Below are 24137 nucleotides of genomic sequence, written 5' to 3' on the forward strand. Positions count from 1 at the left end.
ATTCTGTTTCCGAACTAACTCTCACGCTCATTAATTTTTTTTACGTCTAAACAACATCGCTCCAAAAATTAATGCGAACATACCTGCAATAAGAGACGTAGATTCAGTTGATGTTCCCCCTGTTTGAGGAAGTAATTTTGATTGCTTACTATTTTCTTTACTAGGTGATACTTCAGATTTACTTTGTACATCTTGTTTGCTTTGTACTTCTACTTTATCTTGTACCTCTGGTTTGTTTTGCACTTCTACTTTATCCTGAGCCTCTGGTTTGTTTGAAACTTCCGGTTGCTCTTTTACCTCTGGTTTGTTCGGTACTCCCGGTTGCTCTTCTGTTACCTCTAGTTCTTCTTCTTTCCACTCTTCTGTTGTTTCAACTTCTACTTTTTCTTCTTCTGATTTTACCCAAATTTCCGGTTTGTCTGTTACCTCTGGCTTCTCTAACACATTCGGTTCTTCTGTCACCTTTGGCTCTTCCGGTTTTTCTTCTTTTGACTCTTCTGTTGTTTCTTCTTTATTTTGCTCTTCTTCTGATTTTACCCAAATTTCCGGTTTGTCTGTTACCTCTGGCTTCTCTAACACATTCGGTTCTTCTGTCACCTTTGGTTCTTCCGGTTTTTCTTCATTTAACTCTTCTGTTGTTGCTTCTTTATTTTGCTCTTCTTCTGGTTTTACCCAAATTTCCGGTTTGTCTGTTACCTCTGGCTTCTCTAACACATTCGGTTCTTCTGTCACCTTTGGCTCTTCCGGTTTAGTTTGGACTTCCATTTCTTCTATTGTTTCTTCTTTACTTTGTTCTTCTTCTGGTTTCACCCAAATTTCCGGCTTGTCTGTTACCTCTGGTTTTTCTAACACATTCGGTTCTTCTGTCACCTTTGGCGATTCCGGTTTAGTTTGGACTTCCATTTCTTCTATTGTTTCTTCTTTACTTTGTTCTTCTTCTGGTTTCACCCAAATTTCCGGCTTGTCTGTTACCTCTGGTTTTTCTAACACATTCGGTTCTTCTGTCACCTTTGGCGATTCCGGTTTAGTTGGGGCTTCCAATTCTTCTATTGTTTCTTCTTTATTTTGTTCTTCCTCTGGTTTTACCCAAATTTCCGGTTTGTCTGTTACCTCTGGCTTCTCTAACACATTCGGTTCTTCTGTCACCTTTGGCTCTTCCGGTTTTAATGACTCTTCCAATTCTTCTGTTGTTTCTTCTTTATTTTGTTCTTCCTCTGGTTTCACCCAGATTTCCGGCTTGTCTGTTACCTCTGGTTTTTCTAACACATTCGGTTCTTCTGTCACCTTTGGGTTTTCCGGTTTTAATGACTCTTCTATTTCTTCTGTTGTTTCTTCTTCAATCTTTTCTTCTTCTGGTTTCACCCAAATTTCTGGTTTGTCCGTTACCTCTGGTTTTTCTGGCTTATTCGGCTCTTCTGTCACCTTTGGCTCTTCCGGTTTTAATGACTCTTCCAGTTCTTCTGTTGTTTCTTCTTTACCTTGCTCTTCTACTTCTGTTGCTTCATGGATCTTTATATTTGTAATATCATATCCGTTAACTTTCGATTGATATCCTGATACTGGTTGTTCTTTCACTTCATACTTATAAGCTTTTCCCTCATTATCAACTGCTGGTAACTTTTCAAACTCGTATTTCCAGTCATTTGCTGCAGTAACTTCCTTCGTTGCAATGACTTTACCATTTTGCAGTAAATCTACTTTAATGTTCTCTGGGCGATCTTTTACTTTGTCATCTTTCCACGTTTTCGTTCCTGCAACAGATGTAGTTTTCAACTTATTTGGAACCATAAGTTTTATTCCATTTACATCATCCTTCTTAATTGTAAAAGGAATTTTCGTTTGCGGATCGAACTCTACATAGTTCGGTGCTGAAATTTCTTGTACATAGTAATTACCTGGAGCAAGATTTGGTACTTCAACTACTCCGTCTTGATTTGTTGTATAAGAATCACCAATTTGCTGACCTGACTCTGTGTATAATTTAAAAGAAACACCTGGAATAACTTTCCCTTCGTTCCCTTCAATATGCTTAACAATTTGCAGCGTTCCTTTCGCAGGTAAATCCCCTTCAGCTCCGCCGCCAAATGATATATTTTCAACTTTTACACTATTAGATTCTGAAACAGGTTTCTCATATAAAATTTGATAATCAAGTTTATAGTCATTTTGTAGGAATTTTAAACTTTTTCCACTCTCAGTTATAGTTGATTTATAAGCAACAGTAAATGAAGTGGCGTTCCCCATATGTCTATAAATTACAACTTCAAATGAGTTATCACTAGTAAACTTAATATATCCATAACCTCGCTTTTGAAATTGCTCAAGAGACAAATTTTCTCTACTATTAATAGTTATATAAAAACTATCTTTATTAAGCATTTGTCCTTCTTGTAAAGTATCTTTCAAAACGATATTGTCATGTAAATATTGTTTCTTTAGATTGATATTTAAAAACCAACGTATTTCATTACTTTTGTCTGGCTGAATATCACCAGCTTTATAGAAAAAGATCCCCGGTCCTGTACCGTCCCCTTTCGAGTGAGTAATGCTAACCGTTTGTTTTTCTAAATTTGTCCCCAAATTCGTTTGTACATCTTTCGTTTTTCCTGCTTCTACATTCGTACCCTGAACAGTAAAATTAAAGTTCCCTCGAATATTCTCAAGCTTCTCTACCGTATCGTTAAATGTACAAACCACATTATTTCTATTGATCTGGCACGTTCCAAAAACGCGTCCTGCCTCATCCTTTAATGCAATCGTTCCACTATAACCCTGTAATTCTGGAGGAAGCGCTAACGTTAATGTATCCCCAGACTTCATCTTCTTTCCAGGTTTTTCACTAAAGTTTACATGTATTGTAGTCTTTTCCCCATAATTTAATGTTGTCTTTTCGATTGTAAAACTATCAACTAATCCTGTTGTGTTTAATTCTTGAGCATGACTTATAATAGGCATAAAAACTTGTCCAATAATAACAGTAAAAATAAAACAAATTACAGATATTCTTTTTAAATATGTACTCATAACGCCTCCATTTTTAATCATCAAATTTTCCTGCGGTGAAATCCTTTCCACCCTAAACCACCTTGAAAAAAGGTTACAACTAAAGAATATTTGCAGAATCAAACTATCTTTAATCCTACAAAACAAAGCAGTAAACAACACGATTCATTAACCATATTGTTCGCTTGTTTTGGCAGCCAACAATAAATATTAGTACTTATGAAAATGCATTACAAGACTGTTCATTCACATATTATTTTGTTACTATGTTAGTAGTAACCAAAATACACTGAATGACCATTTTATTCATACGGTCATCTGATGACTGACTATTTTTCTCTTTCGAATATTATCCATTACCATTCTCCCCTAATAACTTTATTCCACTAGTACTGAAGAACGAACATATTCCGAAATTACACATCCATATTTACTATTTTAATATTTCTCATCACTTCAAAACCCAACCTATTTAACACAAATCATATGGTTTTAAAATTAAAACAGTAAGCAATAAAATACATCCTACTATAATAATAAAAAGTAAGTATAAATAGAGGGTACATACAAATTTTTCAAGCTTGCTATCTCCTCATTTTTAATAATTTCACAATAATAAGGCTACCTTTCCTTATTAAGAAAGATAGCCTTATTTATATAGACAAATGCTCTACCGCCTAGTTTTTCGCGCCTTTCAACGACTCTCTCAGCACAAACTTTTGTAATTTCCCACTCGCATTACGCGGAAGTTCATCCACAAATAAATAATGACGTGGACGTTTATAGTCTGCTAATTCATCACTTTCTTTACAATATGTTTCTAAATCAGCTTCTGTAATCATTTCATCTTTCTTTACAATGACGGCCACAACACGTTCTCCCCATAATTCATCTGGCTCACCAAGTACTGCAACATCTAATACACCAGGGTGACTATGAAGGAAATCTTCAATTTCGCGAGGATAAATATTTACGCCACCGCTAATTACCATATCATCAACGCGATCTGCAACGAATAAATAGCCGTCTTTATCGAAGTAGCCTAAATCACCAGAATGATACCACCCTTTATACATCGATTTTTTATTTGCTTCTTCTCGGTTATGATATCCAGCCATCATGGTCGGGCCGCGTAAAATAATTTCCCCTACTTCATAAGGAGGCAATACATCATCTGGCTCTGCTGGTGCATCTTCGTTCGGTTTCACAATTCGAATTTCATGGCTAAAGCAGGGCGTTCCTGCTGAACCAGCTTTCGTAATTTGATCCTCTTCTACTAGAAACGCAACAACTGGTCCCATTTCTGTCATCCCGTAAATTTGGACAAGATCAATATAAAGACGCTCTTTACATTCCTTCACTAACGCTGGAGCCATCGCAGCCCCGCCATATACACCGATTTTCATCGAAGTTAAATCATACTCGGCTAGATCTTTTTGCAGTAACATATTCCACATCGTTGGTGCTGCAAAAAACGTCGTAATCTTCTCTTCTTGAATTGTATGTAATACTCTATCCGTATCAAAATGATGTAAAATAACATTCTTTCCGCCAACTTGAATGCGCGGTATAATTCCAGCGTTTAACTCGCCACAATGATATAAAGGCGCTACCACAAGTCCGGCGCTATCCCTGTTATATTTTATAAAATACGTACAAATCATACTATGCTCAGCCATATCACGATGGCGATGTAGTACACCTTTCGGATGACCAGTCGTACCACTCGTATAAAGCATAGAGCAATAGTCCATTTCATCGACTACGATATCTACTTTTTCAGCTGATGCTTCATTTACTTTTTCATGGTAGGAACTAGCGTAGGAAGGTGCATCGTCTTCTACATACCAAAAAGACGAATTTGGAAAATCTCGTTCAATCATAGCAACAGTTGATTCAACTGCTTTTTCAAAGACAACTACTTTCGAGGCTGCATCTTGGAGGATATATGATAATTCTTTTGCTTTTAAGCGGAAATTAATTGGGTTGAAGATTGCGCCAATTTTGGAACAGGCTAAGTAAACGTTTACAAATTCGCGACAGTTATATAAGTAAACAGATACACAATCTCCCTTTCTTACTCCTTCTTTCAATAGAGCTTGCGCCGTTTTATTTATTTGCTCATCCCACTGTTTATATGTCCAGCGAATATTTTTTTCTGGTTCTACTAACGCCTCTTTATTCGGATATTTGCCAACTGCCAAATCAAAAATTCTCCCTATCGTCATGTACATGCCAACAATTTCCCCCTTTTCTCTTTCATAAATCTATCATTTCGTCTATAAGTAGACATAGTCCTCTAATAATTTGACTAATTTTTCTGATTATTATCGACATAGTTTTACAAATGGACCGTTCAGCGGTAAATGAAATTACATCGGCGGTTTTTAAGATATATCGATTTACCGACAAAAACTAACAACACTAGTCCCCTATATGAAAAAGAAGCCATCCCAAAATTGGGACAGCCATCTTCTCCTTACACGAATAGCTCTTCTAAAATTTTCAGTTTATCTTCTGTATATTTCACGAAGCCATCGTTATATGATTTTGGATCTTTCGGATTCGCAAAGTGTGTAATTGCTCCTGTTTGTGGGTGAACAAATTTACTTGATGCCCCGCAACCAAGTCCGATAATCGATTGTACTTCTTCCATAATAACAATATTGTAGATACTTTCTTGCGTCGGTATTGCATACCCAACGTTTTCTAAGTTACCTAAAATATTTTTTTGACGATATAAATAGTATGGCACGTAATTATGGTTCTTCGTCCACTCTTCCGCCTCATGCATCATCGCAGTAATTTCTTCGCGACCTGCTACTTTATATTTACGTTTGTTTTGCGTCATTTCAGAAGCACGTTTAAATGATAACGTATGAACTGTTAACGATTCTGGCATTAACTTTTCTGTTTCATCTAACGTATGCTTAAAGATGTCTAATCCTTCACCAGGAAGACCAATAATTAAATCCATATTAATATTGTTCATTCCCATTTCACGTGCTAAATGATACTTCTCAATCGTTTCTTCTACAGTGTGATGACGTCCAATTGCTTTTAGTGTCTCTTGATGGTATGACTGCGGATTAATACTAATACGGTCAATGTTCCATTTATTTAACACTTCTAGCTTTGCTGGTGTGATTGTATCTGGGCGACCTGCCTCAACTGTTACTTCACGTACATCTTTCACATCTGGGAAAGCTTGGTACATTTCTTCATACAACATATCCATCTCTTCTGCTGTAATACTCGTCGGTGTACCACCGCCGTAATAAATCGTCGTAACTGTAACACCTTTTTCTTTTAAAAACTTACCAATTTCACGAACTTCATAATGTAACCCGCCTAAGAACGAATCAACTGATCCTTGGCGTCCGTTAATTGCATAAGCCGGGAACGTACAGTACGCACATTTTGTAGGACAAAACGGAATACCGATGTAAATACTTACTTCTTCTTTCAATCGGTATAAATCTGGAACAACCGCTAATTGGCAATCAACGATACGCTGAAGAAGCTCAATTTTTTCTTCATGAATTAAATAACTTTCACGAAGTTCTTTATGTGCTTCTTCTTTTGACATACCATTTTGAAGCAGTTTGTGAAGAAGCTTCGTTGGGCGTACCCCAGTTAATATTCCCCAGCTCTGTTCAAGTCCAGTTAGCTGTTGAAGTACAGAAAGATATACGTAAGAAACAACATGTTTCACTTGCTTCATACGTTCTTTTTCTTCTGTGAAAGCAGATAAATCTTTCGCGAATGTTTCTTCATACACATTTCCGGTTGCAACATCTGTTAAACGAGCTGATGCTGTCACATTACCTTCTATCTGTATATCAACGATAAGATTTGCTTCTTCTTTATCAAACCCTATCGTGCTCTCTTCAAAAAATAAACCGCCAATATTTTGTAGCGGACGTAAAAAACGATCATCTTGTAACGTTTTAATTGAAATTAACAACATTATCACCTTTTCATTTGCAAACTCTCTTTAGTTTACTTGAAGGGCGTTTGCAGGTCAATACAGAAGGTTTTACCTTATTTCCATATCACATTTACAACATACTGAATATTGATTCTTCATAAACCTCTCCTAGTTGTATAGATATTATAATATGCCCTTGTTACAATCTAAAACGTATTAGTACTAACTACTAGTTTAAATACATATAAAGGAAGCCTGTTAACACAAGATTAAAAATCTAACGTGTTAAAACAACTATGAAAAAAAGTTTCACAACGTTTTAGCACTCGCTCTTGCACTACAAACTTTTGTAGCACCTACTTATTCATTCGCAGAGAATGTAGAGAAAACCACGGAATTATCTACTGATGAACAAGCTCTAAAAAGCATTGAAGAACATGCAAAAAAACATCGACATGCTGAAGAGAATCACCTTGAAATAAATGGTGAATATCTTCTCCATTTATCAAAAAAACTTCCACTATATGACTCGAACAATTTAAAGAACAAAACAAATATTGAAGTTACCGAACAAGTCGTAAAGGCGACAAAGAAAAAAAGATAATGCATATTATGTACAAACTGCATCTAGTTCTGGCTGGATCAATAATGATGATAATAGTTTAGAAGTACGAGAGATTCATAAACTCTCTAACAAAAAATTAATTATAAAAGAAGAGACTTTTACATATTCACTTCCTTTCGAACCATTTAAAGAAGAGAACAAAATACAACCACAAGCACTCACTCCTACCGAACAGTCTGGGAATTGGTTTAAAATTCAATTAAACGAAACACCAAAATGGATTTACGCACCTTCAGCTACATTTGAAGGTACGAAAGCATCATTATTCGAAAATAAGGGTTCAACGGAAAATAAAAATCTATATAGAACTCCCGCAAATTTATATACAAGTAATATTTATGGTGCGACATTTAAAGAAATGATTGTCCCAAAAGGTACAGCAACACGTGGTGAAGCTGCTGCATTTTTAAATAGAATGCTTAAAGTAATCGAAGCATAAAAACAAAAAAAGAAACGTAGCGAAAATGCTACGTTTCTTTTTTCATCGTTTCGGTGTATGTTTATGATTCTTTAAAAATGGAAGCGGAAATTGCTTACGGAAATGCTCTTTAATCATATATTCTACGCCGTTCTCAGTATTAGAACGTGTAATCCAGTCTGCGGCTTGCTTTAATTCTACAGGGGCGTTCCCCATTGCTACCCCGAGCCCAACATTTTCAATTACCTCTAAGTCTTCTATGCTATCTCCAATCGCAACCATTTCACTAAGGTTAATATTTAAATGCTCCCCAAGTAATTGTAAACCACGTAGTTTTGATACATTTTGAGGGAGAATTTCTATACGTCTCTCATCACACTCAACGTACTCTACATCTTGAAATGCCTTTCTTAACGTATTCATCCCTCTTTCTTTTTCACCTTTCGTATGGAAAACAATATCAATTTTTGGTGCAGCTACTGGATGATCACGCAGTGCATCCCCTAGCGAATCTACAAATTGAACTGGATAAAATAACGGATCTGCGCTTGATAATACAGTACGCGCAATTAAGTTTGGTGTATTTCTCTCACGATTCCCAATTGAATATCTTTCATGAGAAATGCGAACATTACAATCAAAATGCTCTAACACTTGCACAATATTAAAGGTTTTCTCTTCAGATAATCTCCTTTGAGCGAACGGCTTATCTAACGATGCTGAAACGAAAGCACCGCCATGCGTAACTAATATAGAATCTAATTTTAACGCCTTCGCTATTTTATGGGCAGATTGAAAATTACGATTCGTAAATAATGTAACGTATACATCTTTTCTTTTCACAAATTCAATTGTTTCTCGTATCCCTTTTGCGATTTTTCCGTTGTTGTATAGTAGTGTCCCATCTATATTAAGAGCTAGTAAGCGATAAATCATGTCGCACTCCCCCTCTTCGCTGTTGTACTCTATCCATAATTTATGAAATAAATGTAGCAAATAGAACGAGTTAGAATTACTACTGGAAATTTGGTTTACTATATACATATACAACTGGCAAAGGAGATAGTACAATGCAGGCACCTCCTTCTTTTTATGAAGGCGATACGTTAGAGGTCGCAAAGAAGTTACTCGGACATAAACTGGTACATATTGTAGACGGCATAAAGCGGAGCGGAATTATTGTAGAAGTAGAAGCATACAAAGGTCCAGATGATAAGGCCGCACATAGTTACGGAGGAAGACGGACTGATCGAACAGAAGTAATGTTCGGCGTACCAGGACATGCTTACGTATATTTAATTTACGGCATGTATCATTGCTTTAACGTAATTACAGCACCAATCGACACCCCGCAAGGAGTTCTCATTCGTGCTCTTGAACCTGTAGATGGAATCGAAGACATGAAACTAGCACGCTACAACAAAACCGACATTACGAAAGCTCAGTATAAAAACTTAACAAATGGCCCCGGAAAACTATGCCGCGCACTCGGAATCACTTTAAAAGAGCGCGGGGTATCATTACAAAGTGATACGTTACATATTGAATTAGTTCCGAAAGAAGAACATTTATTATCCATACATAACATAATAGCTGGCCCTCGTATTAATATTGATTACGCAGAAGAAGCCATTCACTACCCATGGCGGTTTTATTATGAAAAGCATCCGTTTGTTTCAAAATAAAGAAGCTATCCTATAAGTCAGTGAAACCAACTTATAGGATAGCTCTTTTTTCGTAACTCATCACACGTCGAAAAGCCGAAATCCGGGCTCGGATTTCGGTTTTGTTTCTATAAAAGAAACCGTTGTTCCTCCAACATTGCCAAATATAGCTCATCTCCAAAGAGAAAATCTTAAAAGCATTATTTTTTTAATGCATAATAATTATCTAAATTGAATTTCGACATAATGAAAGTTCCTGTTGGCGTTAAAAGTTGTGACATAGATTGTATGACCTGAGGTAATTGAGCTAACTCAATAGGATGTGATAACAAAATGTACTGGAATTTTTCATCTGTAAATACCTCATGTAACTTGTCATACTCAGCAGAAGTTGTAGGAGCTACCCTATTTGCAAGAGCTGCTGCTTTTTCATTAATTTCTGCTCCAAATATGGAAACTGCCGGGTAACGCCTTTTCATTTCTAATAAAGTTGCACCAGATCCAGCTCCTATATGAAGAATATTCACTTGATCAGGCGCAAATCGATCTACAATTGCTAGTAAATCATAATGAATGTATAAACTTTCACCATAAAATCCCCATTTTTCATACAATTTTATATTATTTGCATGTAAAACTACAGAAAATTTCATACTATCTTCTTTCCATGAGACACTTCCGTAGTGATGAATAAATGTATCTTTACATAAATACAATTTATATCCTTTTTCAAACATTCTTAGTGACAAATCATCATCTTCATAATTCCCCGGTGTAAATCGTTCATCTAATAATCCAACTTCATCTAACACTGATTTTTTTATAAGCATACAGAATCCGATTAATTTCATACGTTCTTCCCATTTATTTTTATCACTTTGATTATATAAAGTTGCAAACTTCTGCATTCCTTCAATATCTTTATAAAATGTTGGTATAGCAGTATAGTAAGCGGCATTATTAGTTATGGGCCCTACCGCTCCAGTATCCTTACTTTCATATAAACACCGAATTAAGTTGCTTAGCCAATTTTCAGTTACGACCACATCATTATTTAATAATAGAATATTATCACCTTTTGCCTCTTTAACCCCCTGATTGCATCCCTTTGGAAAACCCATATTCTCCGCATTTTCCACTAGCATAATATCCGATTGTTTTTGTAACCATTCTACAGTACCATCTGTTGACGCATTGTCCACAACTATTAACTCATACTCTTGTTCCACTGTATAAGTTCTAATACTTTGGATGCATTCTTTTGTATATTGTAATTGATTATGAGTCAATATAATTATACTTGTGAGCATGAATCAAACTCCTCTCAGCAGCCAAAATGATTATATAGTATTATTAAACACTATTCTTTTGATAAACTATCAAAATATTTTCTATTATATTCAATGCTTGGATTATTAGGTATGAACTGTGCAGCTTGTTCGTTATGATAAATGGCCTTTTCATATTCTTTTAATCGATCATAACAAATACATAGTTGAATATGCGGCAACCATGTATGACACTCTTCCCGGACAAATGGAGAATCCTTTGGCCTTGGCCCGTCAATTGCTGCATGGTACCAATATATCGCTTTGGAATATTCGTTTTGTTGCAAAAATACACGTCCTAAGTGGCAACAAAGTTCTCCTCTAGGCGTGTCATACGTAAATGATTGTAAACAAGACTGTATAGATTTTTTTAAGTCCCCCAATTCTAAATAACATTCGGCTCTTTTTAAACAAGCTTGAATATTATCTTCAACCCAACCCTTTTCTTCATCTAAAAATTTAGAATACCCCTTAACAGCCTTATCAAATAATCTGTGATCCTTACATTCATTTGCATAATAGTACACATCACGGGGACTAAATTCTTTTCCACTCTCAAGATGTTTTTCATATATTTTTAAATTACGATTAGTATATGCTTTTATTTTTTTATGACTTACCCCTACATCACTATTTATAAGATTTCCATACACCTCTAAATATTCATGAACAAATCCATACCATTGAAAATTTCTACTTCTGTTTACTAATCGATATCGCCTTAAAGAATGTGTTGGATTTCCTTCTATATCAAAAGTTAAATAATATTTCATAGATACTGCATCCGTACTACGATCTAACGTACTTTTTAACTGCAACAATTTCTTTATATCTTCCGTATCTATTATGTCATCTGCGTCTAGCCAAAGAATGTATTCTTTTGTAGCTTTAGAAAATGCAAAATTTCGTGCCGCTGAAAAATCTTCAATCCATTGAAAATCATAAACTTTCGCGTCGTACTTCTTCACAATTTCTTTTGTAGCATCTGTTGAACCTGTATCTACAATAATTATTTCATCCACAACACTTTTGACCGATTCTAAGCATGTTGATATAGTTTGTTCTTCATCTTTTACAATCATGCATAAACTAATAGTAATTGAGTTTCCCATCATATCCCCCCTATCCTTTTGATGTATATGTTTGGAGAGAAATTTATATTTCTTTTGCTTCAAAATTGAGTTTTCATTTTACAAATTAAACATAATGAGGCCTGCAGTGAAATTAGATAGGGGTATTTTACTCGAAGATTGTGAATCAATGAAAAAAACCGAAGTCTGAACAAGACTTCGGTTCTTTATATAGAGAATACATAATTTCAATTCCTTTTTACTCCGCACCTTCCGCGGTAGCAATATCATTCTCTAAGTTTTCTCTTGATAATTCAGCCGCCATAAAATCAGCTGTTTCAGGAAGTGCTAAATGCATATGAGCTTTTTGACAAATTTGGATCGTACAGTTTTCTACAACATAGTCGAAAACATGTCCGCCCCCGCGTATTTCATCATCAATGTAATGTAAGTGGAAACCAGCTACACCAATACCTTGCGCGTAATCCGGTGTCCAAAATCCAGCCATCGTTCCATCCGTATCTTTAAACGAAAAAATCGGTTGTGATTTCGTCACTTCAACGAGCGGTGTATACGGCTTTTCTTGTCTTGGCACTGTTCTCGTTCTTACTTCACGGAACGTACCGTCCATTCGAATTGCATAAAATAAATTTTTACTTGGCATTAATTCATGTAATAATGCTTCCACTTCTTCACGATTCATTGGGCGCTCTACCGTATAACTCATTTCTTTTTCAAAAAACGTTACAGTTGCAAACGGCGTTGTTTCTTCAGGTTCTACTTTTTCTGCTGAACCGTCTGAACGTAAATGATAAAACTCATTATCAAATGCGATCATTTCACCATCTAATTGATCAAATGTGCCGATGCCGAAATCACCACGTTCTTTCAGTTCCTCAAAATTAATAACACCATCATATATACCATCTAATAGCGCAAGCATTGTTGAAGTTTGATATACTTCATTATTCGTTTTCGTTCTTTTTGCATCAATGTCAATTACTTGTGCAACAGTCATCTCACTCATGCCCCCATTAGTTTAATTGGTTTGGTAATAGTTTTTCACTTAATTTAATGTTGTCACGATAGTCAATTGGAATATCAATAATGACAGGACCGTCTGCTTCTAATGCCGTTTTCAATACATCTTCTAATTCATCTGGTGTATTGACACGAAGACCTATTGCCCCGAAACTTTCTGCATATTTCACAAGATCAACATCGCCAAACTCTGTAGCTGATGTTCTACCGTATTTCATCATTTGTTGGAACGCAACCATATCATATGTACCGTCTCTCCAAACGAGATGTACAACCGGTGCATTTAAACGTACCGCTGTTTCTAACTCCATCGAAGAGAATAAGAAACCACCATCACCTGACACTGAAACAACTTTTTTACCCGGCTCAACTAAAGTAGCGGCAATTGCCCAAGGAAGTGCAACACCTAACGTTTGCATACCGTTACTAAATAACAATCTTCGTGGTTCATAAGAACGGAAACATCTCGCCATCCAAATAGAATGTGAACCGATATCACATGTAACCGTTGTATCGTCACTAATTAAAGAACGCAGTGTACGAATGACTTGAAGTGGATGAGTAACACCTTCTGAAGCACGGTTTGGAACTTCCGCTTGCTCTGATAATTTCGAGCGTAATCGTTCTAAAACTGCTTCTGATTTCGTATTTAATACAAGTTTCGGTAATTTCTCTGCGATGCTATTTACAGTTAAAGCGATATCGCCAATTAATTCACGCTCTGGTTGGTAATCATGATCGATATCTGCTTGGTGGTCATCAAGGTGAATAATTGTTCTGTCTCCAAGTTTATTCCAGAATTTCGGATCATACTCAATTGGATCATAACCGATAGAAATAACAAGATCGGCTTCTTCTAGTAAAATATCACCTGGTTGGTTACGGAATAATCCAACGCGGCCGAAGAAATGATCTTCTAACTCACGTGAAATCGCGCCAGCTGCTTGATATGTTTCAACGACAGGAAGTTCTGTATCAGCAATTAATTCACGAACCGCTTTCGTTACTGCATTCGTGCTCGCTCTCATACCGAGTAAAATAACTGGTAATTTCGCTGATTTTATTTTTTCTACTACATATGTAATTTCATGTGTGGGAGCGATTCCAAGCTGTGGCTTAGAAAGCGCACCGATAGACTCTACAGTCGTTTCCGCAGTCATAACGTCTTGCGGAAGACTTACTAAAGTAGCTCCTGGATTTGTGGAAGTCGCACTTCGAAATGCATTTGATAGTGCTTCTGGCACATTATCAGGATGCTCTACTTCTACGCTATATTTTGTGATTGGTTCGAATAGTGCAGCATTATCCATAGATTGATGCGTACGTTTTAATCTATCAGTACGCGGAACTGCACCAGCTAAAGCAACAACGGGATCACTCTCCGCATTCGCAGTAACAAGACCTGTCGCTAAATTCGATGTCCCTGGTCCTGAAGTTACAAGACATACACCCGGTTTCCCTGTTAATCTACCAATAGCAGCTGCCATAAATGCTGCATTTTGTTCATGACGACAAACAATTAACTCTGGTCCTCTTTCTTGCAGTACATCAAATACAGAGTCAATCTTCGCTCCTGGAATACCGAAAACATGTGTAACACCTTGTTTAATTAAACAATCAACAACAAGATCTGCTCCTCTTGTTTTTGTTTTCACGTCGTTTGCTTTTACACCTGTACTCAAACTAATCATCCCTTTATTTCATAATGTGTGTAATAAAGATTTTAATTTCACCTAGTTAATTAATGTGGTGAAGTATTATTTATTATTATAGTACAAATGCATTATTTTTCCAACTATATGCATTTGACAGTATTTTGACAATGATTTAAGAATACGCTTACAATCTTTTATTTATCTTAAAATACCATTCTGATATCCTCCTCTAGAAATAGATAAAAAGTCTTTCATCTATTCATGGTATTAACAATATTACAGTACCTTGCAAAGAATACTAGTAAGTGGTATATTTGTAAATAATTGAATACCCAATAATTGGAACTAGAGTTTAGATTAGTATATATCCTGTAAATATATACACTTCAAAAGGTGCAGAAAGGTTATGCTATTTACTCAAAAACAGATAAGATTCCCAGATGTGATTAATCATTTTATAAAGGAAAGTGATTGTATTGAACAAAAGTGAATTTTTAGAACAACTTAGTTCCTCCCTACGAAATATGCCTAATTTAGAAAAGAAAGATATTATCTCGGAGTACGAAACTCATTTTATTAGCGGTAAACAGGACGGAAAATCTGAGGAAGAAATTTCTAAAAAGCTAGGAAACCCTAAAACTATCGCTAAAGAACTTAATGTTACATATGCAATAAGCAACGCTGACAAGAAACGAAGCCTCAAAAATATTATAACAGCAATATTTTCTGTTATGAGCTTAAGTGTTTTAAACTTTATATTTATCATTATCGCCTTTTTCTTATTACTCTTTCTATTACCGATTCTTCTAGCACTTATAATTGCCACACCATTGTTAATCATTTCACCTATTTTATTACTAGGATTAGGATTTTTTAAAGGATTTCATCAAATCAGTTATTCAGATGTATATAGTGTGTTCATAGCTTTTTGCATCGGTTTACTAATTTCTGTGATATCTTACCAAATGATAAAGCATGTATACTCAATTTTAGTAAAGTATTTAAAGTGGAATTTTGCCATTTTACAAAGATATTAATGAATGAAAAAGGAGATTAAAATGAAGAAATATACTTTATATCCACTCATACTGCTTACTCTTTTATTTATATCAGCTTGTTCACACAGTGCACAATCTAATGATGCGAACAATACACAATCTGATAAATTAGACGATGTACAATCTATTAAAGATGTTACTATTAAAATTCCAGAAAATATATTTAACTCTCAAAAAAAGAACGAAAATATTAATGAAGACGAAATGAAACAAAATATAAAAAATTATTTAGATTATAGCGGAGAGTTATTTGAAAACATCGTTCCCCTTTCATCAGCCATGTCTGACGAGAATGTCACTGAATCCGACCGAGAGAAATTAAAAAAACTAATAGATTTAGCAAAACAAAATGATGCAAATTTCCATGATTTTATTAGTAACAACACTATACCTGATGATTACAAAAAGCCTTCAAAAGAAATCTATGAATTTATTTCATCGTCTACCGCACTTTCAATAGAGCTAGATCAAGAAATAGAAAAAATCGCTCAAGATGGTAACTTATTCAAGGCCGATTTTTCTTTTACAAAGCGCTTTGAGAAAGTTAATGGTAGAAAGCAAAAAGAGATTGAAAAGTTTTTGAAGGAAAAAAATATTAAAACTGAGTATTTCAACAAATGATAAAATATTCAAAAATTGTAGAATCTATCATAAGCCCATTCAAAATAGTCACTAAAAAGACTCTTTTGAATGGGCTTTTTTGTGGAAGGACTATCAAAATGCAATTCATCCATTTCATAAACAAAAAAGACGCCCCCATACTAGGAGCGTCTTCTATCATTAAGCTTGTTGTTGCGCGCTATATAATTCTTCAAGTGGCTGCATAATGATTTTGTTAACGTCAGTGATAACGATGTTTAAACGTTGCTCAGTTTCCATTAACTTTGTGATTTTAGCATCTTGTTGAATGCGAGCTACAACTTCTTGTGCTTTTTGGTTGTCTTCTTCAGTGATTTCTTGACCTTGCATCATTTTTTGTTGTAGGCCAAGTTGCATCGCGCGGAACTCTTCGAATAAGTTCTTTGACTCTGCATCTCCTTGTACTGCTGCGTAGCTTGCTTTTAGTGTTTGGAAATCTTCGTTTTCAGCGATTGCTTTTTGTAATTCATATGCAACATCATGAATGTTTTTTGTCATTTTATTTTCCTCCTTTAGAAGGCTAGCGCTTTTCATGCGCACTGCCTTTTAAGTGCATTTACATCCGCACCTCTTCTTACCATATCAAACTATGCAAGAGATGTGAAGAAATTTCACTTTTATTTCTATGTACTCATCTTTATTACCTAAGGAACAACAGTAACACCCCTTGCATAAGTCCAATCATTCCGCCTAATAATGCGCCTAAATACGTAATCATTTTCAATTCATTTTTTGTTATGGACAAGACAAGATCTTCTAGTCTCTCTGTTGAAAATGTAGATACTTCTTGCTGCACAATTTCCGCAAGCTGTAGATTTTTCAATATACTCCCGACGTTTTCTGTCCCCCACTTCAAACCTTTCGTTACTGCGCTTGGAACTACTTTTTCAATAACCGTTTCTCGAACTGGATCACATACTTGCTGAACAGATTGATTTAAAAATCTACTCACAGTTTCCTCTACTTTAACAGCTGACAATATAGAGCTCACAATCATTTCTTTCTCTACAAACGTTTCTAATTCTTGTACATCTCTTCCTTTTAACTTTTCCCACTCTTTTTGCAGTACATCAGTTAAAAGCCGCTCTGTTTCGTCTTGTCCTAAAAACTTAATTACTTCCGGTTGCACACGATCCACTAAGCTTACATTTCCTAAAAACATACCGACTAAATTAAGCATCGTCCCGCGAGAAGCGAAAAAGTCATCAATCATTTTTGAAAGGCGTGCCTTTCCTTCTTCACTTTCAAAAAAGCTAATTCCTCTTTTCAAAACAAAAGACGCTACATTCGGAATCGCATTTTCTACTTTTTCATGAACAGAATGAGGTAAAGCCTGTTCCCATGTATATGTATAGTACTCTGCTAAAAATGCATGAATTTTTTCTGTAATAACATGTTCGATTTTCCCGATCGCCTCTTCTTCTACATGTTCTAAATTCCATTTTTCTAACATATCCCGTAACGACTGTTCATTTGTAATTACTTTATCAACTTCCACTTGTGCCCAACGAATTAAACTGGTTTGAAACTCTTCATTTGTTAATTTCTTTCCGATTCCTTCTGGTGTTAACAAATGTTCTACAACCATTTTACCTAATTGAACAGCAAGCTCATCGCGGCGCTTCGGAATTAACCCTGGCGTAAATGGAACTTGAAACTTCCCAATATAAATAGGACGATGAGGACGGAATAACATTTTTATTGCTAAATGATTCGTGTATCCTCCAATAATCGCCCCGAGTCCTGTCGTTGTTAACATATTCAACCATATATTCATCATAATCAACCTTTCACTTCTCCAAAACTATAGCATATCATCATACGGACAAAAGTATAATGGTATAAAAACGTATTTGCAATATATAGCTTCGCCTATTATGCAAACATCTTATTACTAAAGGAGTGATTTCGTTGGTTCTTGGTCTTTTAACTTCTAAATTTCATTACGAGCAAATGTATTATACCGAAATCGCTAAGCGAGCTCGTCTTTATCATAACGTCGTTGCCCAATTCACACCGTTTAGCATTGATTCAAAGACAGATCTTGTTTCTGGTCTTATTTATGATACAGATACAGGAAATTGGATAGATCAAACCTTTCCCATTCCTTCATACATATATGATCGCTGTCATTTCAAAGAGGATAAAGAATTCCAGCAAGCAAAATCGATTATTCATTCATTACACAAACGTTCCTCGACTACTTTTTTAAACAACACGCTTATTAATCCAAGCGATTTGCACAATCTTTTTCTTACTAACAAACGTCTTTCCTCTTACGTGCCAAAAATAAAAGAAGGAACAGTACAAGGAATTTTCAAATTACTACTAGAAACAAGAGATATTATTATAAGACCAATCAATATACATTCCAATGAAAATTTATATCGGGCCACTTACAAAAATAAAACATTTCATATCGATACAATAAATGAAAAGCAGCATACTTCTACTCAATTCAAACGGACAGATGACTTTATATCATGGTGCAAATCGAACGTGCACTCATCCCATTATATGATCCATCCAATGTTACAACCTCCAAATCAACTATCATATCCAATTCATATTCGAACCATTATGCAAAAAAATAAAGAACAGACTTGGAACGTTCTCGGTCAATTTATACAAAAATCTTCATTCCCAGCACAATTTTTACTTTCAGCAACAGAACGTTCTAAGTTACATCCGTTTTCTAAAATTAAATATTTACTTTCTCCACCTGGCGTTCAATTATTGAAAGATGCTTTACATGATGTTGTAACCGAAGTTTTTAAAACACTTGATCAATCATATTCTTCATTATTTGAACTAGAGCTTTCTACCATTATGGATCAAAAAGGTGCCATTTGGCTCATGTACGTCAATACGATGCCATCTTATGAAGTTTACACCCGGTACAACGACCAGTTAGCTGAACAAATTTTTCATGGTCCATTAAAGTTTAGCCGATTTACACCATAACGAAAGGAGGAAATCCCTGTTGAAAGAGCACATATATACATTAAGGATTTCAGATGAGCATCCAAATAGTATTACTTTACCTTACGTTTTTTCTATTACACCACCAATTACATCCTTCTTCTTTGGCTTGCGTTATATTACATGTGAGAATATTAAAATTCATTATTCATTCACTCGAGAAATCATTATTGGAGAACAAATTGCAGCTAAACTTTTACTACCGCATTCAGCAACAGTCCATGCCTTCATACAAAATCAAACCATTGTTTTCGGCCCATTAATCGGGATTTTCACAACTGGCTTTAACGATGATTCTAATTCTCCTTTAGGAAATCGTTCCATTTCTCTCGGTGAGCTACTAACACCACCATTCACATTGCAGCCATTTGTATTTGTCTTTGGCCTTCAACATATAAACTGGGAAGAGGAAACAATTGAAGGGTACTTCTTTCAAGAAGGAAAATGGGTAAAAAACAAAGTCCCTTTACCAAATGTCATTTACGACCGATTACCAAATCGCCAAGCAGAAAATTACAAACCTATCGTAAGAGCAAAGAAACGATTGGAAAGCGACTATGCGATTCCGTGGTTTAATCCAGGATTTTTCAACAAATGGGAAGTTCATCAACTTTTAATAAAAGAGGATTCGATTAAACCATTCTTACCAAAAACAGAGGCATTTCAGCATTTTGAACAAGTAGAACGACTTCTCGGTACGTATAAGTATATTTATATGAAACCAATACACGGTAGCTTCGGAAGAAACATTCATCAAATACTCTATTCGCAAACTGATAATCGCTACTATTGTCGTTATCGTGAAAATGATCAAAATAAACTAAGAAAGTATCAATCATTAGAAGCACTTCTTAACCATGTGTTAAAAGGACATGATTTAAAAAAGTTTATCGTACAACAAGGTATCTCGTTGCTTCGCTTCGAAGGGCAACCTGTTGATTTCCGCATTCATACAAATAAAAATCATTTCGGCCAATGGGTGGTCAGTGCAATCGTCGCAAAAATCGCCGGCAAGGGTAGCTTAACAACTCATGTAAATAGCGGTGGTGATACGAAATTACTTCAGGAACTATTTCCTGATTCAACAAAGCAAGTTCAAATTGAAAATAAACTAAAACAAACAGCCTTACAAATCAGTTATGCACTCGATCAACAAGTAACCGGGAACATTGGAGAAATTGGTTTTGATATTGGTTTAGATACTGCGGAAAATCCGTGGCTATTTGAAGCAAATTCTAAACCAGGGCGAACTGTATTCCAAGATGAAAAGTTAAAAGAACAAAGTGAACTTACGCGCCAATTATTTTATGAATATGCCATCTATTTAACTGAACACTCTTTGCGCTACACGAAAGAAAAAATATCGCAAATAAAATCAGATCCTTCGTCAAATACCGAAAACATCCCTTCCCCTATGATTAACTCACAAATACAAAAACTTCCACCTCATTCATAAGGTGGAAGTTTTCTATTTAAACGAGTTTCACTACAACTTCTGTTTCCACATTACATACTCCGCAATAAAAAACATGATTGCAATACTCCTGTGAATTATTATGTGTTAAACCGTCTACTGCACTTAATAATTCTTGATCCATATATGCACTGTAATCGTCTATGTAATCTACAGTTTTCCCATAATCTTGGAGTATACCTTGGCAATTTTGACAAGAATATGTTTGTGATTCTAGTGCGTTGCAAAGCGGGCAAATTCCCATCATGATTCCTCCATACGTTATCGTTTAAAGACAATTAAAAAGCCTTTTTTTTAGATCGAAGAGAGCATCTAGCCGTGCATAGACGCGGTCAGTTCCTTTTTGTGCCCCATCCCGAGTTAAAACAGAACTATGCAGTTGTTGCCGTTTAATTTTTATTTTACTAAGCTGTAAGCCAAGCTGGTTATACAAAGAAAAAACACGCATATGATTTCGCTCTTAGTTTAGCCTTCTTTCTTAAAAATACAACGATTACTCTTATTTCATAATTTACAAAATAGCGATGATTTTTTTACAAAATTTACAAATTATTATTTTGTATATCTTTCTAGGTAACATCCATACTATGAGTACAAACTTAATTACCGATGGATTAGCGCCAAACGGGGCGATAATCTGGTTCAAATCCAGCTAGTCCAACCAAAAAAATTTTTATAACTCTAAGGAGGATATATTCCTATGGCAAACCAAAGTTCTTACAATCAATTAGTAGTACCTGGAGCAACAGCAGCAATCGATCAAATGAAGTACGAAATCGCTCAAGAATTTGGTGTACAATTAGGAGCAGATTCTACGGCTCGCGCTAACGGTTCTGTTGGTGGAGAAATTACAAAACGTCTAGTTGCAATGGCTGAGCAAAGCCTTGGCGGATTCCAAAAATAAATATATATGGCAAAAAGGTCTCAGGGCATATGCCCTGAGACCTTCCTTAATTTACTGCAACATTTGTAAAAACTTCTTCGTTCGCTCTTCTTTTGGATTTGTAAATACATCTTCCGGTGTACCTTGTTCGACAACGACACCGCCATCCATGAAAATAACACGGTTCGCAATTTGATGAGCAAAGCGCATTTCATGCGTTACAATGACCATCGTCATTCCTTCTTTAGCAAGTTCTTTCATAACCTTTAAAACTTCTTGAACTAGTTCAGGATCAAGAGCTGACGTTGGCTCATCAAATAGTAATACTTCCGGCTCCATCGCAAGCGCACGAGCGATTCCAACGCGCTGTTGTTGTCCACCTGATAATTGGAACGGATATAAATCCACTTTATCCGCAAGACCAACTTTTTCAAGGAAGTAGTTTGCTTTTTTCTTCGCTTCTTCTTTCCCCATCTTTTTCACTGTAATGAGCCCTTCCATTACATTTTGAAGTGCTGTTAAATGCGGGAATAGATTATGGTGCTGGAATACCATACCTGTTTGCGTACGAAGATTTACAATATCTTTCTTCGATACTTTTTGAGAGAAATCGAGCTCTTTATTACCGATGCGAATGTTACCAGCGTTCGGCGTTTCTAGCACGTTGAGGCAACGCAAGAATGTCGTTTTACCAGATCCAGATGGCCCGATAATAACAACCACTTCGCCCTTCTCAACTGATAAGTCTATATGTTTTAGTACGGTATTATCTCCGAAACTTTTTTGTAAATGTTGAATTGAAATCATAAAAACAAAAACTCCTTTTATGAAAGGGTTATTTTAGAGTATAACGTTCTGAACGTTTTTCTAATATTTGTTGCACGATAGATAATAAGAAGCAAATTACCCAATAAATTAGACCTGCTTCAAAATAAACAATTAAAAACTCATAGTTCATTGCCGCAATTTCCTGCGCTTTTCGGAACATTTCTGTTACTAAAATTAACGACGCTAATGAAGTATCCTTCACTAAACTAATAAATGTATTCGAAAGCGGCGGAATAGATACACGCGTCGCTTGCGGTAAAATAACACGTTTTAATGCTTGCGGATATGTCATCCCAATTGTGTAAGCTGCTTCCCACTGTCCTTTCGGAATAGAAAGAATAGAAGCACGAATAATTTCAGATGCATATGCACCAACATTTAATGAAAAACCAACAATTGCTGCTGTATATGGCTCAACCTCAATATTAAGAGTTGGAAGCCCATAGAAAATAATAAATAACTGTACAAGAAGTGGCGTTCCGCGAATGATAGATACATAGATACGAGCAATCCATTGTAAAATACGACTACCTGAAATACGTGCGAGCGCTGTTAACGTCGCAAGTATAATACCGATAACAAATGTAATAAGCGTTAACGGAATTGTCGTAAAGACAGCTTCCTTCAGCATAGGCGTGAAGGAAGTCTGCATAATATCTATCCAAGTAGACAATCGATCTGAGACCACTGCACTACTTAGAAACATTTTCACCGAACCATTTTTTCGTTATTTTATCGTACGTACCATCTTTTTTCATATCTTCTAACGCTTTATTTACTTCTTGTACAAGTTTGTCGCTACCTTTACGGAATAAGAATCCACTTTGTGATGCTTCTTTTTCTGTATCTACAATTTTAATTTTTGCATCTTTTTTCGTTTCTAAATAGTTTAACACTGATAATTTATCATTGATTGTGAAATCAACGCGGCCAGAACTTAATAATTCTGCTGCTTGGCTAAATCCTTCTACACCTGTGATTTCCGCACCATTTTTCTTAGCAATATCTGCGTAGTTACTTGTTAAAGATTGTGCTGCTTTTAATCCTTTTACGTCAGCAAATGTAGCAGGTTTATCTTTATCTTTCGCAATAACTAATGCTGCTGAAGAAGAAATATATGGACTAGAGAAGTCATATTTCTTTTGGCGATCTTCACGAATACCAACTTCGTTCGCAACCATGTCGAAACGTTTTGCATCTATTCCTGCAAGTAAGCTATCCCATTGCGTTTCTTTAAATACAGGTTTTACACCTAAACGTTTTGCAACTTCCTCTGCTAATTCAACGTCAAATCCAGTTAATTTATCGTTTGTATCGTGGAACGTAAATGGTGGATATGTACCTTCTGTACCAATTACAAGCTCACCGCTTTGTTTTATCTTCTGTAATGCGTCTTGACTAGCTGTATCTTTTTTCTCTTCTTTACCGCAGCCCGCTACAATCCCAATCGCTAAAGTAGTTACTGCAAGCACTGAAAATAATTTTTTCATGATAGTAGTCCTCCAAGTATTCTGATAGGAATTTAAAAACTATATTGA

Annotated in this window: 20 protein-coding genes and 1 pseudogene; 7 read left to right on the plus strand and 14 right to left on the minus strand. The window is 35.6% G+C overall.

Annotation, left to right across the window (positions count from 1 at the left end):
- Positions 1 to 30: 30 nt before the first annotated feature.
- The 3 genes from QCI75_RS22405 to QCI75_RS22415 form a co-directional block, all read right to left on the minus strand.
- Positions 31 to 3024: a Cna B-type domain-containing protein gene (locus QCI75_RS22405; RefSeq protein WP_353761567.1), complete on the minus strand. Its 2994-nt coding sequence runs from the start codon at positions 3022 to 3024 to the stop codon at positions 31 to 33.
- Positions 3025 to 3680: 656 nt separating this feature from the next.
- Complete coding sequence (locus QCI75_RS22410) at positions 3681 to 5237, minus strand: fatty acid--CoA ligase (protein ID WP_144505855.1); 1557 nt, start codon at positions 5235 to 5237, stop codon at positions 3681 to 3683.
- Between the two features lie 245 nt (positions 5238 to 5482).
- Positions 5483 to 6973, minus strand: coding sequence for a coproporphyrinogen III oxidase (locus QCI75_RS22415; protein ID WP_060750045.1), 1491 nt, complete (start codon positions 6971 to 6973; stop codon positions 5483 to 5485).
- 259 nt (positions 6974 to 7232) lie between these two features.
- Between QCI75_RS22415 and QCI75_RS22420 the strand changes: the two are divergent.
- A pseudogene (locus tag QCI75_RS22420) lies at positions 7233 to 7935 on the plus strand (S-layer homology domain-containing protein); the annotation flags it as partial.
- Between the two features lie 105 nt (positions 7936 to 8040).
- Here the strand turns inward: QCI75_RS22420 and QCI75_RS22425 are convergent.
- The gene (locus QCI75_RS22425) at positions 8041 to 8913 is read right to left on the minus strand and encodes a Cof-type HAD-IIB family hydrolase (protein WP_113709744.1); all 873 of its coding nucleotides are present in this window, start codon (positions 8911 to 8913) and stop codon (positions 8041 to 8043) included.
- A gap of 134 nt (positions 8914 to 9047) precedes the next feature.
- Here QCI75_RS22425 and QCI75_RS22430 point away from each other — a divergent pair, with 134 nt between their 5' ends.
- Positions 9048 to 9662, plus strand: coding sequence for a DNA-3-methyladenine glycosylase (locus QCI75_RS22430; protein WP_353761210.1), 615 nt, complete (start codon positions 9048 to 9050; stop codon positions 9660 to 9662).
- Positions 9663 to 9841: 179 nt separating this feature from the next.
- Here QCI75_RS22430 and QCI75_RS22435 read toward each other — a convergent pair whose 3' ends face one another.
- The 4 genes from QCI75_RS22435 to alsS form a co-directional block, all read right to left on the minus strand.
- Positions 9842 to 10951 (minus strand): glycosyltransferase, encoded by a 1110-nt coding sequence (locus QCI75_RS22435; RefSeq protein ID WP_353761211.1) that lies wholly within the window; start codon positions 10949 to 10951, stop codon positions 9842 to 9844.
- Between the two features lie 50 nt (positions 10952 to 11001).
- Positions 11002 to 12081: a tetratricopeptide repeat-containing glycosyltransferase family 2 protein gene (locus QCI75_RS22440; RefSeq protein WP_144505852.1), complete on the minus strand. Its 1080-nt coding sequence runs from the start codon at positions 12079 to 12081 to the stop codon at positions 11002 to 11004.
- Positions 12082 to 12298: 217 nt separating this feature from the next.
- Positions 12299 to 13057, minus strand: coding sequence for an alpha-acetolactate decarboxylase (alsD, locus tag QCI75_RS22445; RefSeq protein WP_144505851.1), 759 nt, complete (start codon positions 13055 to 13057; stop codon positions 12299 to 12301).
- Between the two features lie 16 nt (positions 13058 to 13073).
- On the minus strand, positions 13074 to 14762 hold the full coding sequence (alsS, locus tag QCI75_RS22450; protein WP_353761568.1) for an acetolactate synthase AlsS: 1689 nt from the start codon (positions 14760 to 14762) through the stop codon (positions 13074 to 13076).
- 449 nt (positions 14763 to 15211) lie between these two features.
- Between alsS and QCI75_RS22455 the strand changes: the two genes are divergently transcribed.
- The gene (locus QCI75_RS22455) at positions 15212 to 15772 is read left to right on the plus strand and encodes an HAAS signaling domain-containing protein (protein ID WP_353761212.1); all 561 of its coding nucleotides are present in this window, start codon (positions 15212 to 15214) and stop codon (positions 15770 to 15772) included.
- Between the two features lie 21 nt (positions 15773 to 15793).
- Entirely contained in the window at positions 15794 to 16414 is a 621-nt protein-coding gene (locus QCI75_RS22460) for an NDxxF motif lipoprotein (protein ID WP_353761213.1), read from the plus strand.
- Positions 16415 to 16573: 159 nt separating this feature from the next.
- Here QCI75_RS22460 and QCI75_RS22465 read toward each other — a convergent pair whose 3' ends face one another.
- Entirely contained in the window at positions 16574 to 16930 is a 357-nt protein-coding gene (locus tag QCI75_RS22465; RefSeq protein ID WP_070141041.1) for a YlbF/YmcA family competence regulator, read from the minus strand.
- A 142-nt stretch (positions 16931 to 17072) separates the two neighbouring features.
- Positions 17073 to 18218 carry a DUF445 domain-containing protein gene (locus QCI75_RS22470; protein ID WP_353761214.1) on the minus strand — a complete coding sequence of 382 codons (1146 nt, stop codon included), beginning with the start codon at positions 18216 to 18218 and terminating at the stop codon, positions 17073 to 17075.
- A 125-nt stretch (positions 18219 to 18343) separates the two neighbouring features.
- On the opposite strand from QCI75_RS22470, the gene QCI75_RS22475 reads away from it, so the two are divergent.
- Together QCI75_RS22475 and QCI75_RS22480 are read left to right on the plus strand one after the other, a co-directional pair.
- On the plus strand, positions 18344 to 19396 hold the full coding sequence (locus tag QCI75_RS22475; protein WP_144505846.1) for a YheC/YheD family protein: 1053 nt from the start codon (positions 18344 to 18346) through the stop codon (positions 19394 to 19396).
- 19 nt (positions 19397 to 19415) lie between these two features.
- Positions 19416 to 20870 carry a YheC/YheD family endospore coat-associated protein gene (locus tag QCI75_RS22480; protein ID WP_353761215.1) on the plus strand — a complete coding sequence of 485 codons (1455 nt, stop codon included), beginning with the start codon at positions 19416 to 19418 and terminating at the stop codon, positions 20868 to 20870.
- Positions 20871 to 20886: 16 nt separating this feature from the next.
- On the opposite strand, the gene QCI75_RS22485 is transcribed toward QCI75_RS22480, so the two are convergent.
- Positions 20887 to 21132 (minus strand): hypothetical protein, encoded by a 246-nt coding sequence (locus QCI75_RS22485; protein ID WP_002087367.1) that lies wholly within the window; start codon positions 21130 to 21132, stop codon positions 20887 to 20889.
- Positions 21133 to 21588: 456 nt separating this feature from the next.
- Here QCI75_RS22485 and sasP point away from each other — a divergent pair, with 456 nt between their 5' ends.
- Positions 21589 to 21792, plus strand: coding sequence for a small acid-soluble spore protein, SasP family (gene sasP / locus QCI75_RS22490; RefSeq protein WP_000013349.1), 204 nt, complete (start codon positions 21589 to 21591; stop codon positions 21790 to 21792).
- 51 nt (positions 21793 to 21843) lie between these two features.
- On the opposite strand, the gene QCI75_RS22495 is transcribed toward sasP, so the two are convergent.
- The 3 genes from QCI75_RS22495 to QCI75_RS22505 are packed head-to-tail and all read right to left on the minus strand — an operon-like array spanning position 21844 to position 24089.
- Positions 21844 to 22578 carry an amino acid ABC transporter ATP-binding protein gene (locus tag QCI75_RS22495; protein ID WP_064473846.1) on the minus strand — a complete coding sequence of 245 codons (735 nt, stop codon included), beginning with the start codon at positions 22576 to 22578 and terminating at the stop codon, positions 21844 to 21846.
- Positions 22579 to 22606: 28 nt separating this feature from the next.
- Positions 22607 to 23305 (minus strand): amino acid ABC transporter permease, encoded by a 699-nt coding sequence (locus tag QCI75_RS22500; protein ID WP_144505844.1) that lies wholly within the window; start codon positions 23303 to 23305, stop codon positions 22607 to 22609.
- Entirely contained in the window at positions 23292 to 24089 is a 798-nt protein-coding gene (locus QCI75_RS22505) for an amino acid ABC transporter substrate-binding protein (protein WP_000732862.1), read from the minus strand. The genes QCI75_RS22500 and QCI75_RS22505 overlap by 14 nt, the downstream gene beginning before the upstream one ends.
- Positions 24090 to 24137: the final 48 nt, after the last annotated feature.

The organism is Bacillus cereus group sp. RP43 (assembly GCF_040459645.1).
Lineage (GTDB): Bacteria > Bacillota > Bacilli > Bacillales > Bacillaceae_G > Bacillus_A > Bacillus_A mycoides_C.